Annotated in this window: 16 protein-coding genes; 11 read left to right on the top strand and 5 right to left on the bottom strand. The window is 64.5% G+C overall.

Annotated features, from left to right (window positions below; genetic code table 11):
- Positions 1-145: 145 nt before the first annotated feature.
- The 5 genes from C7G41_RS06465 (at position 146) to C7G41_RS06445 (ending at position 5,294) form a co-directional block, all read left to right on the top strand.
- Positions 146-955: a crotonase/enoyl-CoA hydratase family protein gene (locus tag C7G41_RS06465; RefSeq protein WP_106941780.1), complete on the top strand. Its 810-nt coding sequence runs from the start codon at positions 146-148 to the stop codon at positions 953-955.
- Entirely contained in the window at positions 952-2,835 is a 1,884-nt protein-coding gene (locus C7G41_RS06460) for a feruloyl-CoA synthase (protein WP_106941779.1), read from the top strand. The genes C7G41_RS06465 and C7G41_RS06460 overlap by 4 nt, the downstream gene beginning before the upstream one ends.
- Before the next feature lie 25 nt (positions 2,836-2,860).
- Positions 2,861-3,622 carry an SDR family NAD(P)-dependent oxidoreductase gene (locus C7G41_RS06455; protein ID WP_106941778.1) on the top strand — a complete coding sequence of 254 codons (762 nt, stop codon included), beginning with the start codon at positions 2,861-2,863 and terminating at the stop codon, positions 3,620-3,622.
- 10 nt (positions 3,623-3,632) lie between these two features.
- Entirely contained in the window at positions 3,633-4,064 is a 432-nt protein-coding gene (locus C7G41_RS06450; RefSeq protein ID WP_085351696.1) for a thioesterase family protein, read from the top strand.
- 78 nt (positions 4,065-4,142) lie between these two features.
- On the top strand, positions 4,143-5,294 hold the full coding sequence (locus tag C7G41_RS06445) for an ABC transporter substrate-binding protein (protein WP_106941777.1): 1,152 nt from the start codon (positions 4,143-4,145) through the stop codon (positions 5,292-5,294).
- 269 nt (positions 5,295-5,563) lie between these two features.
- Here C7G41_RS06445 and C7G41_RS06440 read toward each other — a convergent pair whose 3' ends face one another.
- On the bottom strand, positions 5,564-6,292 hold the full coding sequence (locus tag C7G41_RS06440) for a glutathione S-transferase family protein (RefSeq protein WP_106941776.1): 729 nt from the start codon (positions 6,290-6,292) through the stop codon (positions 5,564-5,566).
- A 38-nt stretch (positions 6,293-6,330) separates the two neighbouring features.
- Positions 6,331-6,636 (bottom strand): hypothetical protein, encoded by a 306-nt coding sequence (locus tag C7G41_RS06435; RefSeq protein ID WP_106941775.1) that lies wholly within the window; start codon positions 6,634-6,636, stop codon positions 6,331-6,333.
- 113 nt (positions 6,637-6,749) lie between these two features.
- Between C7G41_RS06435 and C7G41_RS06430 the strand changes: the two genes are divergently transcribed.
- Both C7G41_RS06430 and C7G41_RS06425 read left to right on the top strand, forming a co-directional pair.
- Complete coding sequence (locus C7G41_RS06430) at positions 6,750-7,448, top strand: YafY family protein (protein ID WP_007599649.1); 699 nt, start codon at positions 6,750-6,752, stop codon at positions 7,446-7,448.
- Between the two features lie 13 nt (positions 7,449-7,461).
- Entirely contained in the window at positions 7,462-7,791 is a 330-nt protein-coding gene (locus C7G41_RS06425) for a YkgJ family cysteine cluster protein (protein ID WP_106941774.1), read from the top strand.
- Between the two features lie 73 nt (positions 7,792-7,864).
- On the opposite strand, the gene C7G41_RS06420 is transcribed toward C7G41_RS06425, so the two are convergent.
- Positions 7,865-8,263, bottom strand: a complete 399-nt coding sequence (locus tag C7G41_RS06420) for a hypothetical protein (RefSeq protein WP_106941773.1) — start codon at positions 8,261-8,263, stop codon at positions 7,865-7,867.
- Positions 8,264-8,539: 276 nt separating this feature from the next.
- Positions 8,540-8,887, bottom strand: a complete 348-nt coding sequence (locus C7G41_RS06415) for a DUF3307 domain-containing protein (RefSeq protein WP_199198261.1) — start codon at positions 8,885-8,887, stop codon at positions 8,540-8,542.
- A 405-nt stretch (positions 8,888-9,292) separates the two neighbouring features.
- Between C7G41_RS06415 and C7G41_RS06410 the strand changes: the two genes are divergently transcribed.
- The 4 genes from C7G41_RS06410 to C7G41_RS06395 all read left to right on the top strand — a co-directional run bounded on the left by C7G41_RS06410 (position 9,293) and on the right by C7G41_RS06395 (position 13,268).
- Positions 9,293-10,738: a TAXI family TRAP transporter solute-binding subunit gene (locus C7G41_RS06410; protein WP_106941771.1), complete on the top strand. Its 1,446-nt coding sequence runs from the start codon at positions 9,293-9,295 to the stop codon at positions 10,736-10,738.
- Positions 10,739-11,011: 273 nt separating this feature from the next.
- Entirely contained in the window at positions 11,012-11,230 is a 219-nt protein-coding gene (locus C7G41_RS06405; protein ID WP_106941770.1) for a hypothetical protein, read from the top strand.
- Between the two features lie 112 nt (positions 11,231-11,342).
- Positions 11,343-12,452: a cyclic nucleotide-gated ion channel gene (locus C7G41_RS06400; RefSeq protein WP_106941769.1), complete on the top strand. Its 1,110-nt coding sequence runs from the start codon at positions 11,343-11,345 to the stop codon at positions 12,450-12,452.
- Positions 12,453-12,482: 30 nt separating this feature from the next.
- Positions 12,483-13,268, top strand: a complete 786-nt coding sequence (locus C7G41_RS06395; protein ID WP_106941768.1) for an enoyl-CoA hydratase/isomerase family protein — start codon at positions 12,483-12,485, stop codon at positions 13,266-13,268.
- Here C7G41_RS06395 and C7G41_RS06390 read toward each other — a convergent pair whose 3' ends face one another.
- On the bottom strand, positions 13,269-13,703 hold the full coding sequence (locus tag C7G41_RS06390; protein ID WP_199198220.1) for a DUF6157 family protein: 435 nt from the start codon (positions 13,701-13,703) through the stop codon (positions 13,269-13,271).
- Positions 13,704-13,712 lie beyond the last annotated feature (9 nt).

Below are 13,712 nucleotides of genomic sequence, written 5' to 3'. Positions count from 1 at the left end.
CAACCTTGCGCGTCGAGCATTCGGGTACGAGGTCTGCATCCGGAGTGTCGTCCTTTTCCGGACTACGCATTGGCTTCCCCGCCGTCAGCCGTATTGACTCCCCCTGAATTCGTTATACAACATAACTATTCTGACAAGGACGCAAATGACACAGGGAAACGCCGAGACCGCTGACGCGGGCGCCTCCGGGCTTTTGAGGATCGAGCGGGCGGACCGGGTTTTGACCGTCGGCCTGAACCGGCCGGCCAAGCGCAATGCGCTCAACGACGGCATCATCCTGGAAATCGGCGAGTGTTTTGCGTCCCTGCCCGAGGATATCGGCGCGGTCGTCATCCACGGCATCGGCGACCATTTCTCCAGCGGTCTCGACCTCTCCGAGCTGACCGACCATGACGCCACCGGCGGCCTTCTCCATTCCCAGATGTGGCACCGGGTGTTCGACCGCATCCAGTACAGCCGGGTGCCCGTGATCGCGGCGCTCAGGGGCGCCGTGATCGGCGGCGGGCTGGAGCTCGCCTGTGCGGCGCATATCCGCGTCGCCGAACCCTCGACCTATTTCGCACTACCGGAGGGGCAACGCGGCATCTTCGTCGGTGGCGGCGGTTCGGTGCGCCTGCCGCGGCTGATCGGCGTCGCCAGGATGATGGACATGATGCTGACCGGCCGCGTCTATACCGCGACCGAAGGCGCCTCCTACGGCTTTGCGCAATATGTCACGGAAGCCGGCAACGGCCTCGGCAAGGCGATGGAGCTTGCGACCAAGGTCGCCTCCAACGCGCCGCTGACGAATTTCGCCGTGCTCCAGGCACTGCCGATGATCGCGGAGGCCAATCCGCAGACCGGCCTATTGATGGAATCGCTGATGGCGACGGTGGCGCAGAGCGACAAGGAAGCCAAGCGCAGGATCCGCGAGTTTCTCGAACACAAGACCGCAAAGGTGAAGCCGAAATCATGAGCGCGCAGCCGTCCTCTTCCAGCATGGAGCGCGGCGCGAGCACTTCCCCGCTGCGGCCCATTTCGTTCGGCGACCCCGTCGTGAATATCGAGCGGCGCGACGACGGCACGATTTACCTGCGGCCCAAACATCCGCTCGGCGACTATCCGGCCCGCATCACCGACCGCCTGCATCACTGGGCGAGCGCGACGCCCGATCGCGTCTTCATGGCCGAGCGCGAAGGCAGCCGCTTCTGGCGCAAGATCAGCTATGCCGAGTTGCTCGCCGCGAGCCGGCACATCGCCTCAGGGCTCATTGCGCGCGGGTTGTCGGCGGAGCGGCCGGTCGTCATCCTCTCCGGCAATTCGATCGACCACGCATTGCTGGCGTTCGGCGCGTATTATGCCGGCATTCCGTTCTGCCCGGTGTCGCCGGCCTATTCGCTGGTGTCGAAGGATTACGGCAAGCTGTCCTACCTGATGCAGCTGCTGACGCCCGGCCTCGTCTTCGCCGAGGACGCCGACAAGTTCGCCGCCGCGCTCGCGGCCAACGTCTCGCTCGGCACCGAGATCGCCGCCTCCTACGGCCACGTGCCGGGCCGCGACGTCACCTCGCTCGCCGACCTCATGGCGACGCCGATCCGCGGGGATCTGGACGAGGTCCACGGCAAGATCGGCCCCGACACCATCGCGAAATTCCTGCTGACCTCGGGCTCGACCGGCAATCCCAAGGCGGTCATCAACACCCAACGCATGATCTGCGCCAACCAGGTAATGCTGCGCGAGACGCTCGCCTTCCTCAAGGACGAGCCGCCCGTCATCATCGACTGGCTGCCCTGGAATCACACTTTTGGCGGCAACCACAATATCGGGCTGACGCTCTACAATGGCGGCTCGATGTATCTCGATGCCGGCAAGCCGGTGCCTGGAGGCATCGAGGAAACCGTGCGCAATCTCCAGGAGATTTCGCCGACGGTCTATTTCAACGTGCCCAAGGGCTACGAATCGCTGCTGCCTTATCTGCGCGACGACCAGGGCCTGCGCGCAAAATTCTTCGACCGGCTGCACGCGATGTTCTTCTCGGGCGCGGCCCTGTCGCCGTTCGTCTGGAACAGCCTCGACGAGCTCGCGGTGAAGGAAAAAGGCTACCGCGTCCCGATGCTGACCGGCTTGGGTGCGACCGAGACCGCGCCGTTCTTCATGTCGGTCAACCCGCGCACCAGCCGCTCCGGCCATGTCGGGCTTCCCGTATCTGGCAACGATGCCAAGCTGGTGCCGAACAACGGCAAGATGGAAGTTCGCTGCAAGGGGCCGAACGTGATGCCCGGCTACTGGCGCCAGCCCGACATCACCGCAAAATCGTTCGACGAAGAAGGCTTCTACAAGCTCGGCGATGCCCTCAAGCCCGTCGATCCCGATGATTTCAACGCCGGCTTCGATTTCGACGGCCGCATCGGTGAGGATTTCAAGCTCGGCAGCGGCACATGGGTCAGCGTCGGCCCGTTGCGCGCGCGCTTCGTTGCGGCCTGCGCACCGCTGGTACGCGACGTCGTCATCGCCGGCATCAACCGTGACGAGGTCTCAGCGCTGGTCGTGCTCGATCTCGACGGCTGCCGGCTGATCAACCCGACGCTGCCGACCGACGATCTCGTTGTCGCGACCCGCGACCGGCTGGTGCGCGAGGCATTTCGCGAACGACTGACCCGCTTTCTCGGCGCGGCCACCGGGTCCTCGACGCGGATCACGCGCGCGATCCTCATGGACACGCCGCTCTCGATCGACAAGGGCGAGGTCACCGACAAGGGCTCGATCAACCAGCGCGCGGTGCTCGAGCATCGCAGCCTTCTGATCGAGGAGCTCTACGCCGCCAATCCATCGGACCGTGTGATATCGGTCGGCTAAGAAACCAACGCACCAGGAGAACGCCATGTTGTTGAAGGATCAGGCAGCCATCGTCACCGGCGGCGCATCGGGACTGGGCGCGGCGACCGCGCGAAAGCTGGCGGCGCAGGGCGCCAAGGTCGCGGTGTTAGATCTCAATGCCAAGCTCGCCGAGACTGTCGCCGCCGAGATCAAGGGCGTGGCCGTGACTTGCGACGTCTCCGATGCCGCCTCCGCGGAAGCTGCGATCGCGCAGGCGACCAAGACCCATGGCCCCGCGCGCGTGCTGGTCAATTGCGCCGGCATCGGCGTTGCCAAGCGCGTCGTCGGCCGCGACGGCCCGATGGCGCTTGCCGATTTCGAGAAGGTCATCAAGGTCAACCTGATCGGCACCTTCAACATGCTGCGCCTCGCCGCAACCGAGATGTCCAAGCTCGAGCCGCAGGCGAGCGGCGAGCGCGGCGTCATCATCAACACGGCTTCCGTTGCCGCTTACGACGGCCAGATCGGGCAATCGGCCTATTCGGCCTCGAAGGGCGGCATCGTCGGCATGACGCTGCCTATCGCGCGCGAGTTGGCGCAGTTCGGCGTCCGCGTGCTGACGATTGCGCCCGGCCTGTTCCTCACACCGCTGCTCGCCAACCTGCCGCAGGAAGCCCAGGACTCGCTCGCCGCCGCGATCCCGTTCCCGCGCCGGCTCGGCCACGCCGACGAGTTCGCGGCGCTCGCCCTGCACATGGTCGAGAATTCGTACCTGAACGGCGAAGTGGTGCGCCTCGACGGCTCGCTGCGCATGGCACCGAAATAGGGCGCGACACATGTTCGTGAACCGGCGCGACGTCCAGATCCAGTGGGGTGACTGCGACCCCGCCAACATCGTCTATTATCCGCGCTATTTCGCGATGTTCGACGATTCGACCTCGACCCTGTTCGAAGTCGCCGGCTTCTCCAAACAGGACCTGGTGCGCAAATACGGCCTGGTCGGCATTCCCATGGTCGACACGCGCGCCAAGTTCTACATTCCCTCGACTTATGGCGACTGGATCACCATCGAAACGAAGGTCGAGAGCATCAAGCGCTCGAGCTTCGAGGTGAAGCACAGCGTCTACAAGGGCGAGGCGCTGGCGATCGAGGGTTTCGAGACCCGTGTCCTGGTCGGCCGCGACCCCGTTAACCCCGACAAACTGAAATCGGCACCGTTTCCTGCGGAAATGGTAGCCAAATTCACGGGGAGCGAGGCCCGGAGCTAAATCGCCACATCACCAAAAGAGGGGGCTGAATTACCCCCCGATTTCTGCTTTCAAAGAAACACATAAAGGGAGGAATAGATGAAACGCTTTTACCTGACCGCCGCCGTCACCGCAGCCGCGCTTGCGCTGCCGGCTCTGCCGGCGCTGGCCCAGACCGCCGAGGTCACCATCGGCATCACCACCACCACGACCGGCCCGGGCGCAGCGCTGGGCATTCCCGAGCGCAATGCGCTGGAGTTCGTGCCGAAGGAGATCGGCGGCGTGCCGCTGAAGGTGATCGTGCTCGACGACGGCGGCGATCCCACCACCGCGACCACAAACGCCCGCCGCTTCGTGACCGAATCCAAGGCCGATATCATCATGGGCTCGGCGCTGACGCCGCCGACCATCGCGGTGTCCAACGTCGCCAACGAAGCCGGCATTCCGCATTTCGGCCTGGCGCCGTTCCCGATCACGCCGGAGCGCATGAAGTGGTCGGTGGCGATGCCGCAGCCGATCCCGATCGTGGGCAAGGTGCTGTACGATCACATGAAGGCCAAGGGCGTGAAGACCGTCGGCTATATCGGCTATTCCGACTCCTACGGCGACCTCTGGTTCAACGATTTGAAGGCGCAGGGCGTGCCGATGGGCATAACCATCGCCGACGAAGAGCGCTTCGCTCGCCCCGACACGTCGGTGACCGGACAGGTGCTGAAGCTCGTGGCTGCGAATCCCGACGCCATTCTGGTCGGCGCTTCCGGCACCGCGGCCGCGCTGCCGCAGACCGAGCTGCGCGAGCGCGGCTATCAGGGCCTGATCTACCAGACCCATGGCGCCGCCAGCATGGACTTCATCCGCATCGCCGGCAAAGCGGCGGAAGGCGTGCTGATGGCCTCTGGTCCCGTCATGGATCCCGAGGACCAGCCGGACGAAGCCGCCACCAAGAAGCCGGGCCTCGCGCTCAACTCGGCCTATGAAGCCAAGTACGGCCCGAACAGCCGCAGCCAGTTCGCCGGTCACTCTTACGATGCGTTCGAGATTCTCAAGCGTATCATCCCGGCGGCACTCAAGACGGCGAAGCCCGGTACGCCGGAATTCCGCGAGGCGATCCGCCAGGCGCTGCTGTCGGAGAAGGAGCTCGCGGCTAGCCAGGGCGTCTACAATTTCACCGAAAAGGACCGCTACGGCCTCGACGAGCGCTCGCGCATCCTGCTCACGGTGAAGAACGGCAAGTACATGCTGGTGAAATAGACGCAGCGGCAGGATTGAGACGACGAGAGCCGGCCCGATGGGCCGGCTTTTTTGTTTTGGCTGTAAGAGCGAGCCGCACCTCCGGTGTCGCTGCGCCCCCTCCCCCGCTTGCGGGAGAGGGTTGGGGTGAGGGTGCCTCCGCATTGGGATTGTCTGAGGTCTACGGGCAAAGCCCCCAGAGGAGATAACCCTCACCCGCCACGCTCTGCGAGCGTGTCGACCTCTCCCGCAAGCGGGAGAGGTGCACCGAGTCTGCGGACGCGCTGTCGTCAAGCCGCCTGCCGCAGCGAGGTCCAGGCGAACTCCGGATAGTAACTGTCCATCATCCGGTCGACATAAGCGGTGAGGTTTGGAAATCCTTCGGCGCGCCGGCGCAGTGCCGATTCGAAGAACGGCGTCAGGATCCCGGCGAGTGCACCGAACGCGGTAGCATCGACGCCGCAGGGCTTGTTGCCCATCAGATAGGACTTGTCGCCGAGCTGCACCGAGAGCGCAAACAGCGAGCGCACGGCGAGATCGACGTCGTCATCCGGCGCGTGGCGGCCTAATCCGGAGAGCAGGTAGTTCTCGGCAACACGGAATTGCGCATCCTCGCGCAACTTCTCGCGATTGTGCTCCGGCGCGCCGTCGAAGAAATGCGCAGGTCCCTTGGCGAAGTTGACCGGATCGACCCAGCGCGCCCCGACCAGCGCAAAATAAACGTGATGCTCGATCATGCGCTCGAATGCCCAGGCCTGTGCGCGCTCGGCAAGCGACAGGCCGGCGTCGAAATCGAAGCCGTAGCGGCGCTCGATATGGGCGCGGATGAAGGTGGAATCGGCCACCGCCTCGCCGCCATCGTCGATGAAAGGCAGCTGCCCCTTGGGAGAGGCGGGCGGCATCGCCCGCTCCTTCCGGTAGGGCAATCCCGCCATCTTGAGCTGCACCTCCGTCTTGGTGACGAAGGGGCTGATTTCCGGCAGGCCGAAGCCGGTGCCAAAGCCGTAAAGCGTGATCATGAAGGCTCTCCTGAAACCACCGAAAGAGTTGAGGGAATTTAACCGCGGGCTGCTGCCACCATGGTGGCAGCAGCCGTGATATCTTCTGCGAAACGGGCCCCTCGCCAGGCGCGGCCCATGACATGACGGACCAGCGCGTCCGCGGCCTGGACCAGGAAGCGAGCCACCATGGTCGCGAGCGCAAGGCGGAGGTCGACGACCATGAGATCAAGGGATACGAGGCGGCCGAACGCCCATGCGTACCAAGCTCGGACCTGCAAAGCCGGGACTCGCAAAGGCTGGACCTGTAAAGGCTGGGTCCGCCACAGCGCGGCGGCCGGGCCGAAATGGGTTGGAATGATCATGGACAAATCCTCTTCAGTCGACGTGTTGACCCGGTATAGAACTCCCCTGCTGCCAACATCCTGTCAGCAGCCACGCGCCGCCTTGTGAAAAGACCACCGACAAGAGACCCGTCATGAGACGCGCCGACCGGCTGTTTCAAATCATCCAGGTGCTGAGGCGCACGCGTAAGCCGCTGACGGCGGACGCCATCGCGGCCGAGCTCGAGACCTCGAAGCGCACGATCTATCGCGACATCGCCACGTTGATCGGCCAGCGCGTGCCCATCCGCGGTGAAGCCGGCATGGGCTACATCCTGGAGAAGGGTTTTGACCTGCCGCCTTTGATGCTGACACCCGACGAGATCGAGGCGGCGGTGCTGGGCGCGCAATGGGTCGCCGGCCATGCCGATCCCGCGCTGGCACGCGCGGCTGAAGACTTGATGGCCAAGATCGCCGACACTGTCCCCGAGCGCCTGCGCCCCTTCGTGCTGGAGCCGGCAAGCCGGGCCCGGCCGAGCTGGAACAGGGAGCCGGACCGCCTGGACATGGCGCGCACCCGCACCCAGATCCACGAAGGCAAGAAGATCATGCTGCGCTATCGCGACGAGCAGGGCCGCGCCAGCGAGCGCATGATCTGGCCGATTTCGATCGGCTATCTCGAAGCCGTGCGCCTGCTCGCGGCCTGGTGCGAGCTGCGCGGCGATTTCCGCAGCTTCCGCACCGACCGCGTCGTGGATGCGAGCTATCCCGACGAAAGATATCCTGAAAGGCGCGACGTGCTGCGCGCGAAATGGCGGCAGAGCCTGGTCTGGGGCCCGCCCAAGGATACGTGAAGGACACGTGACGATGGACCAGAACGCCCCCATCGACCTGTCGAGCTGTTGCCAGAGTTGTGGCGCCTGCTGCGGCTATTCGGCGAACTGGCCGCGCTTCTCGATCGAGAGCGACGAGGAGCTCGCCGCGATTCCCGAGGCGCTCGTCAACGACCGTCAATCCGGCATGCGCTGCGAAGGCGATCGCTGTTCGGCGTTGCAGGGAGAGATCGGACAAGCGACCGCGTGCGGCATCTACGCAGTGCGGCCGGAGGTGTGCCGTACGTGCATGCCGGGCGATGCCGAATGCGCAATGGCGCGACGGAAATTCGGGCTGCCGGTGATAGACGCGGCCGGCGTATGATCCGAAAAAATGTGCGGCGGGTTTCCGCCGAGATCATTCGCCAATAGAGAGCTAAAGCGCGATCGATCGCGCTTTAGGCCGGGACGGCTTCGCTGATGTCGTCGTCGATCTCGTCGTCCAGTGGTGCGAGCACCGAGAGCGGCTTGGTCGACAGCGTGATCGGCTTGCGGCCACCGGACAGCGATGGCGAGGATTTCGCCGCGCCTTCGCGCGCAAGCGCGTAGAGCGTCGAACCGACACGGCCGCCGTTCTCGATCAGGTCGCGCTCGTTACAGCTGCCTGCGATCGCGACCGCCAGCGAGTGCAGATGGCTGCGGCGATAGCAGAACAGCGCCAGCCTGGCGCGCGCGTCAGGGGAAACACTTTCAACCAGCCTCGGCAGGCCACTCTCGCTGGCGCGGTACATCTCGCCAAGGAGTTCGTCGCGGACCGGGCAGGAATCGCCTTCAAAGGTATCGCGGCTTGAAAACATTGCAGTTCTCCCTCGTGTGGGAAGATGCAGTGCAATTCTCTAATGAAAGGTTAACCACGCTGCCCGGTAGTCACCCGGGGGTCGTTGCGCGTGGGCCGCGAATCAATGGGCTAGGCGGACAGTCGACCGGGGCCATCCTTCGAGACGCCCGCCTATGGCGGGCCCTCAGGATGAGGTCCATTTCTGCTGAAAGATTCCCCCCCCTCCTGGTGAGGAGGCGCGAAGCTCCGTCTCGAACCATGCAGGCCGCCGGCCACTCCAGACGCGCGCCAGCGGTCAGTTCGCCGCCATGAAGATGGAGAGGCCGAAGCCGGTCAGATGGTGCAGGGCCTGGTCGACACCGATCAGGGTCCAGAACCAGGGATGCGTGAGATCGACACCGAAATTGGCCGAAACGAGGCCCTTGGCGCGGTCGATCGTGATGTGGATCGCGAAGTCGATCAACGCCACAAACCAGAATTTCGGCGCCACGATCAGGATCAGCGGCAGCGCGACCGCAAGGTGAACCAGGCAGTGCACCAGGAGCGGCAGGGCCCAGCCGTGCTTCTGGTCCTTGCCGTGCGCCATCCAGGCGGTCTGGAGAACGAAATCGGCGATGATGTGCTTGAAGGTGAGCAGCAACATCCAACCAATGAGCGCTTCGACCGGAGCCGCCGATGACAGGGGTGGAAACGACAAGGCTGACGCCCTCATTGACGTGACAGGAAGAATTGGAGCGTTCAGCGCAACCTCTTCCTGGACCGGTCAAATCGCCGGGACTTGCGATTTATGACACCTCCCGCGACGGAATGCAGCCGGGGGGAACCGGAAAATCGCCAACTGTGGCTAACTGGTGATAGGATGACCAATCGCCGCGGCCGAGTTGAGTAAGGTTACCTTCGGCTCGGAATTTGCATTCCGCAGCCTGCGCGCTATCATTGCCGATAGAGAATATCGTTCTTTTTTCAGACGTTTACGAATTTCAGGGCGACCGCAGCGATCACATCCGCGAGCCCCCCGCCACCGGAAGCATAAGGCCAGAGTGCTGCCATGAGTACTGAGGGCCCTACCTCATCGCCGATCGAGCCACCGCCCCGGCGACCCAAGGTGATCAAGACCAACCAGCAGCAGGTCTTCCTCTACGTCGTGCTGACCCTGCTGTTGTCGCTTGCCACTGTCTGGGGCGGCCGCATGCTAGTGCACAATTCGGAGACGCTGACCTTTGCCGTCGGCGCTCCCAACAGCGACGAGGCGCTGTTCGCAGCCAAGCTCGCCGCCGTCCTGAAGAACAACGCCTCGCGCTTCCGGATCAAGATCGTCAACAACGCCGACAACGCCAAGGCGATCGCCCAGTTCGATCGCAAGCAGGCCGACCTCGCGGTGCTGCGCACCGACGCCAAGGTGCCGCTGCGGGCCCGCACGCTCGCGATCCTCGAGCACGATCTCGTGCTGCTGCTCGGGCCCGGAAACAAGAAGATCAAGTCGCTCGCCGAGCTGAAGAAGAAGAAGGTCGCCGTCCTCGCCGACAACGACTCCTCGCTCACCTTCGTCCGCGGCATCCTCGACATTCCCGACGGTGCGGACGCGGTGAAGATCCAGATGGCGCCGCCGGGCGCAACGCTCGACAAGCTGTTCGCGCCGGCAAGCGGCTTTGGCGCGGTCGTCGCCATCGTCCACGCCTCGAGGGCGTTGCGGGACAAGGCGTATGAGCAGGTCGCCCGGCGCGGCGGCTTCACGCTGAACGCGATCGACGAGGCGAAAGCGCTGGCGCGCAAGATCCCCGGCATTTCCAGCGAGACGCTCACGGCGGGCACGCTGTCTGCATCGCCGGAAATTCCCGACGACGATCTCGACACGATCGGGCTCGAATGGTTGCTGGTCGCCCAATCCAGGATGTCGCCGACGGCGGCGGGGGAGCTCGCGCGCACCGTCTACGAGAACAAGTCCGCGCTCGGGCTCGACAGCGGCTTCGCCAGCAGAATCGAGCCCGCCTCCGTCGAGAAGGACGCCTTCGTGATGGCGCATCAAGGGGCGGCTGACTACATCAACGACGACACCAAGTCGTTCATGGATAAGTACAGCGACCTGATGTATCTGGGCGCTGCCGCGCTCAGCGTCATCGGCTCGATCTTCGCCGCGATCTACGCCAAGATCACCCGGATCGCGCCGGAGAAGGCCAGCGAGCTCTCGACCGCCATCCTCGACATCGGCGAGCGGATCGAACACGCCCATTCGCTGGACCAGCTCGAATGTCTCCAGGACGAGCTGGAAGGCATCTTGCGCGGCGCGGTCATCGGGTTGCGAGACGGCACGATCAGTACCGACGGTCTCGACACCTTCAAGCTCGGCTACGAATTCGTCCGCGACGAGATCGGCATGCGCCGCGACTACCTCAAACGCCATGCGGGCGAGGGCGAAAAGGCCGTTCACGATGTGGCCCCTCCCCAGCACGACGAGAGCAATGTCGTGGTGGTGAAGACAGCTCAGAGTGCCTGACCTATCGAAGCTCGACTGCGGCCATCCTTCGAGACGCCCGCCTGCGGCGGGCCCTCAGGATGAGGGATGAGTATGCGGCAGCATTGAACGCAGATGGATGCAGCTGAGCCTCATCTTGAGGAGGCCGCGAAGCGGTCGTCTCGAAGGAGGAGGCGCTCGCTCAGGCGCCGCCGAGACGTCATGTGTGATCCCCCTACGAACGACCGCGGGGCCCAGTCCGGGAACCGTCCCCGTCCACAACCGTTTGTCCCCGGATCAACCGGAGACCGCGCCATGCGTGCACTCCTCATCATCTGTCTGCTGGGAATGCTGGCGGCAGTTGGCTATTTCGCTTATTCCGCGATGGCCGTCGAGGGCGAGCCGATCCCGACGGAAGGCTATGTGGCGCTGGCGCTGGGGGCCGGTTTTTCCGTTCTTGTCGGCATTGGCTTGATGGTGCTGCTGTTCTTCAGCAGCCGTCGCGGCTACGACGAACCGCCGCATTTCAAGTAGCGCGCGGGGTCCGGCGGACGCGCCCGTCGTTGACGGCCTCGGCCCGGGCAGGCACTTTGGCGCCGAGGTTCCAGCCGGGGACCGCAAAGACAAAATCGAGCCGCCTTCCCGCATGTCCAAGCCGCTGATCTCCGCTCTGGCCCAGTTCGCGGCCGCCACGGCCGGCCGCAACATGACCAGGGCGGCCTATGTGGCAGTCGGCGTCGGCGTGCTCGCCATGATGCTCCTGACGGTCAACCCGGCCTATGAGACGGCGCATCGCTGGGTCGACGCCCTGCTTTGGACCTGCCTCGTCTACTTCGTGTTCGAATGGGTGGTCCGGCTGCGCCATATGGCGCGACAGGGGCGCCTTGCACTCTACATGTCCTCCTCCGCCGGGCTGGTCGACGCGGTCGGAGCGTTGGCCGTGCCGGCCGCGCTGATGCTGGGGATCGAGCCCAGGACGGCGTGGCTGCTCAGCGTGCTCTGGGTGCTGAAGGTGGTGCCGGGCATTCCCGGCCTGCGGCAGCTTCGCCGGGTGCTGGTGCTGGAATCGGGGCCGCTGGTCAGCGTGCTCGTGATCTTCCTGATGGTGGTCTTCCTCGCCTCGGTCGCCGAATATTTCCTGGAGCGGGACGTGCAGCCGCAGACGTTCGGCAGCGTGCCGGCCGCGCTGTGGTGGGCCGTCGCAACCCTGACGACGACGGGTTATGGCGACGTCGTGCCGGTGACGCCGCTGGGCCGCATGGTGGCGGCGCTGGTGATGATCTCCGGCCTCGGCGTGTTCGGCCTCTGGACCGGTATCCTGGCGACCGGCTTTGCCGCGGAGACCCGGCGCGACAACTTCCTCAAGACCTGGGAATCCGTCAGCAAGGTGCCGTTCTTCGCGGCGCTTGGACCGGCCGCCATCGCCGATGTCACCCACATGCTGCGGACCATGGAGCTGCCGGCGCGCACCATGATCATCCGCAAGGGTGCGCAGGGCGACTGCATGTATTTCATCGCCGCCGGCGAGGTCGAGGTCGACCTGCCCGGCAAGAAGGTGCAGCTCGGCGACGGTGCCTTCTTCGGCGAGATGGCCTTGCTCGGCAACAATTTGCGCGGCGCCAATGTCTCGACCACCAAGGTGTCGCGGCTTCTTGTGCTCGACCTCGTCGACTTCCGCGTGCTGATGGCGCGGCATCCCGATCTCGCCGAGACCATCGATGCGGAAGCAAAGCGGCGCACGCTCGAAAACAGATAGATGGCGACAAGCAAATAAATGGAGACAAGAATGTCGGACATCACCGACGCAGCCACCGGCCCCGTGCTCGAACTCATTGGTGCACGCGCCACCATCCGCCTCAATCGTCCCAAACATCTCAACCGGCTCCAGGCCGAGGATCTCGGCGAGCTGATCAAACTGTTCGACCGGGTCGAGGCCGATCCCGATATCCGCGTGCTGGTGCTGACCGGCACGGGGCGCGCCTTCTCGGCGGGCTATGACCTCAACTCGGTTGCCGAGCGGGCGGTCAGTGCGAACGAGCAGCAGAGCGCGGGCTCCGCCTTCGAGGTGGTCGTCAACCGGCTGGAGGATCTCGGCGTCCCCACGATCTGCCGGCTCAACGGAGGCGTCTATGGCGGTGCGACCGATCTCGCGCTCGCCTGCGACTTCCGCATCGGCGTCGACACCGCGGAGATGTTCATGCCCGCGGCCCGGCTCGGGCTGCACTATTACAGCAGCGGCATCAAACGCTATGTGACGCGGCTCGGCGTCGACAATGCGAAGAAGCTGTTCCTGACCGCGCAAAAGATCAGCGCGCCGGAGATGCTGCGGATCGGCTATCTCACGGACATGGTGGCGGTGGAGTTTCTGGACGAGGAGGTCGACAGGCTCGCCGACATCCTCGCCGGCAACGCTCCACAGGCGATGCGCGGCATGAAGCGCGCGATCAACGAATTCGCCCGCGGCGAACTCGACCAGCAAGCCGCCGACCAGCGTCACCGCGACAGCATGCGCGGCGACGAGATCAAGGAAGGCATCAAGGCGTTCGCGGAAAAACGGCCGCCGAAATTCTGATCACGCCCGCTTCGACCGCATCGCACGCACCTGTGTAAGCTTGGGATCGCGGACGAGCGCCTGGTAACGTTTGCTGTCGATCGCGTAGATCGCGATCCGGCCCTCTTTGTCGGCATGAACGCCCCAGCCGAAGCGCTTGCCCAGGCTCGACGCCCTCATGCAGGCTTGGCCACGAGAGAAGAACGCTTCACGAGCCGCATGCTTCTCCGTTTTCGTCGCCTTCCCATCGAGCTCGCGTCCCGGCGCAGACGTCGCGAAGATCACGTCGTCGGACGTGTACTTGTAAGGCGCTTTGGCGATCATCCCGTATTGCAGGCACGCCACCGTCGGCTTTCCCGCGCGCAGTGGCGGCTCTTCGCCAGTACGCGCAGGACAATCTTCAGCAACCTGGATGAAGGTGTCGAAGCAGTTGGTCGTGTGCATAGGCTTCGTCATCTGCAACCC

The sequence above is a fragment of the Bradyrhizobium sp. MOS002 genome, from assembly GCF_003020115.1.
Taxonomy (GTDB): Bacteria; Pseudomonadota; Alphaproteobacteria; order Rhizobiales; family Xanthobacteraceae; genus Bradyrhizobium.
Note: the sequence above shows the minus strand (reverse complement) of the source record. Positions and strands in the feature narration are given on the sequence as shown.

Bases quoted from the DNA above. Each gene is read 5' to 3' on its own strand.
- C7G41_RS06465 (WP_106941780.1), top strand. From the start codon at position 146: ATGACACAGGGAAACGCCGAGACCGCTGACGCGGGCGCCTCCGGGCTT.
- C7G41_RS06460 (WP_106941779.1), top strand. From the start codon at position 952: ATGAGCGCGCAGCCGTCCTCTTCCAGCATGGAGCGCGGCGCGAGCACT.
- C7G41_RS06455 (WP_106941778.1), top strand. From the start codon at position 2,861: ATGTTGTTGAAGGATCAGGCAGCCATCGTCACCGGCGGCGCATCGGGA.
- C7G41_RS06450 (WP_085351696.1), top strand. From the start codon at position 3,633: ATGTTCGTGAACCGGCGCGACGTCCAGATCCAGTGGGGTGACTGCGAC.
- C7G41_RS06445 (WP_106941777.1), top strand. From the start codon at position 4,143: ATGAAACGCTTTTACCTGACCGCCGCCGTCACCGCAGCCGCGCTTGCG.
- C7G41_RS06440 (WP_106941776.1), bottom strand. From the start codon at position 6,292: ATGATCACGCTTTACGGCTTTGGCACCGGCTTCGGCCTGCCGGAAATC.
- C7G41_RS06435 (WP_106941775.1), bottom strand. From the start codon at position 6,636: ATGATCATTCCAACCCATTTCGGCCCGGCCGCCGCGCTGTGGCGGACC.
- C7G41_RS06430 (WP_007599649.1), top strand. From the start codon at position 6,750: ATGAGACGCGCCGACCGGCTGTTTCAAATCATCCAGGTGCTGAGGCGC.
- C7G41_RS06425 (WP_106941774.1), top strand. From the start codon at position 7,462: ATGGACCAGAACGCCCCCATCGACCTGTCGAGCTGTTGCCAGAGTTGT.
- C7G41_RS06420 (WP_106941773.1), bottom strand. From the start codon at position 8,263: ATGTTTTCAAGCCGCGATACCTTTGAAGGCGATTCCTGCCCGGTCCGC.
- C7G41_RS06415 (WP_199198261.1), bottom strand. From the start codon at position 8,887: ATGTTGCTGCTCACCTTCAAGCACATCATCGCCGATTTCGTTCTCCAG.
- C7G41_RS06410 (WP_106941771.1), top strand. From the start codon at position 9,293: ATGAGTACTGAGGGCCCTACCTCATCGCCGATCGAGCCACCGCCCCGG.
- C7G41_RS06405 (WP_106941770.1), top strand. From the start codon at position 11,012: ATGCGTGCACTCCTCATCATCTGTCTGCTGGGAATGCTGGCGGCAGTT.
- C7G41_RS06400 (WP_106941769.1), top strand. From the start codon at position 11,343: ATGTCCAAGCCGCTGATCTCCGCTCTGGCCCAGTTCGCGGCCGCCACG.
- C7G41_RS06395 (WP_106941768.1), top strand. From the start codon at position 12,483: ATGTCGGACATCACCGACGCAGCCACCGGCCCCGTGCTCGAACTCATT.
- C7G41_RS06390 (WP_199198220.1), bottom strand. From the start codon at position 13,703: ATGACGAAGCCTATGCACACGACCAACTGCTTCGACACCTTCATCCAG.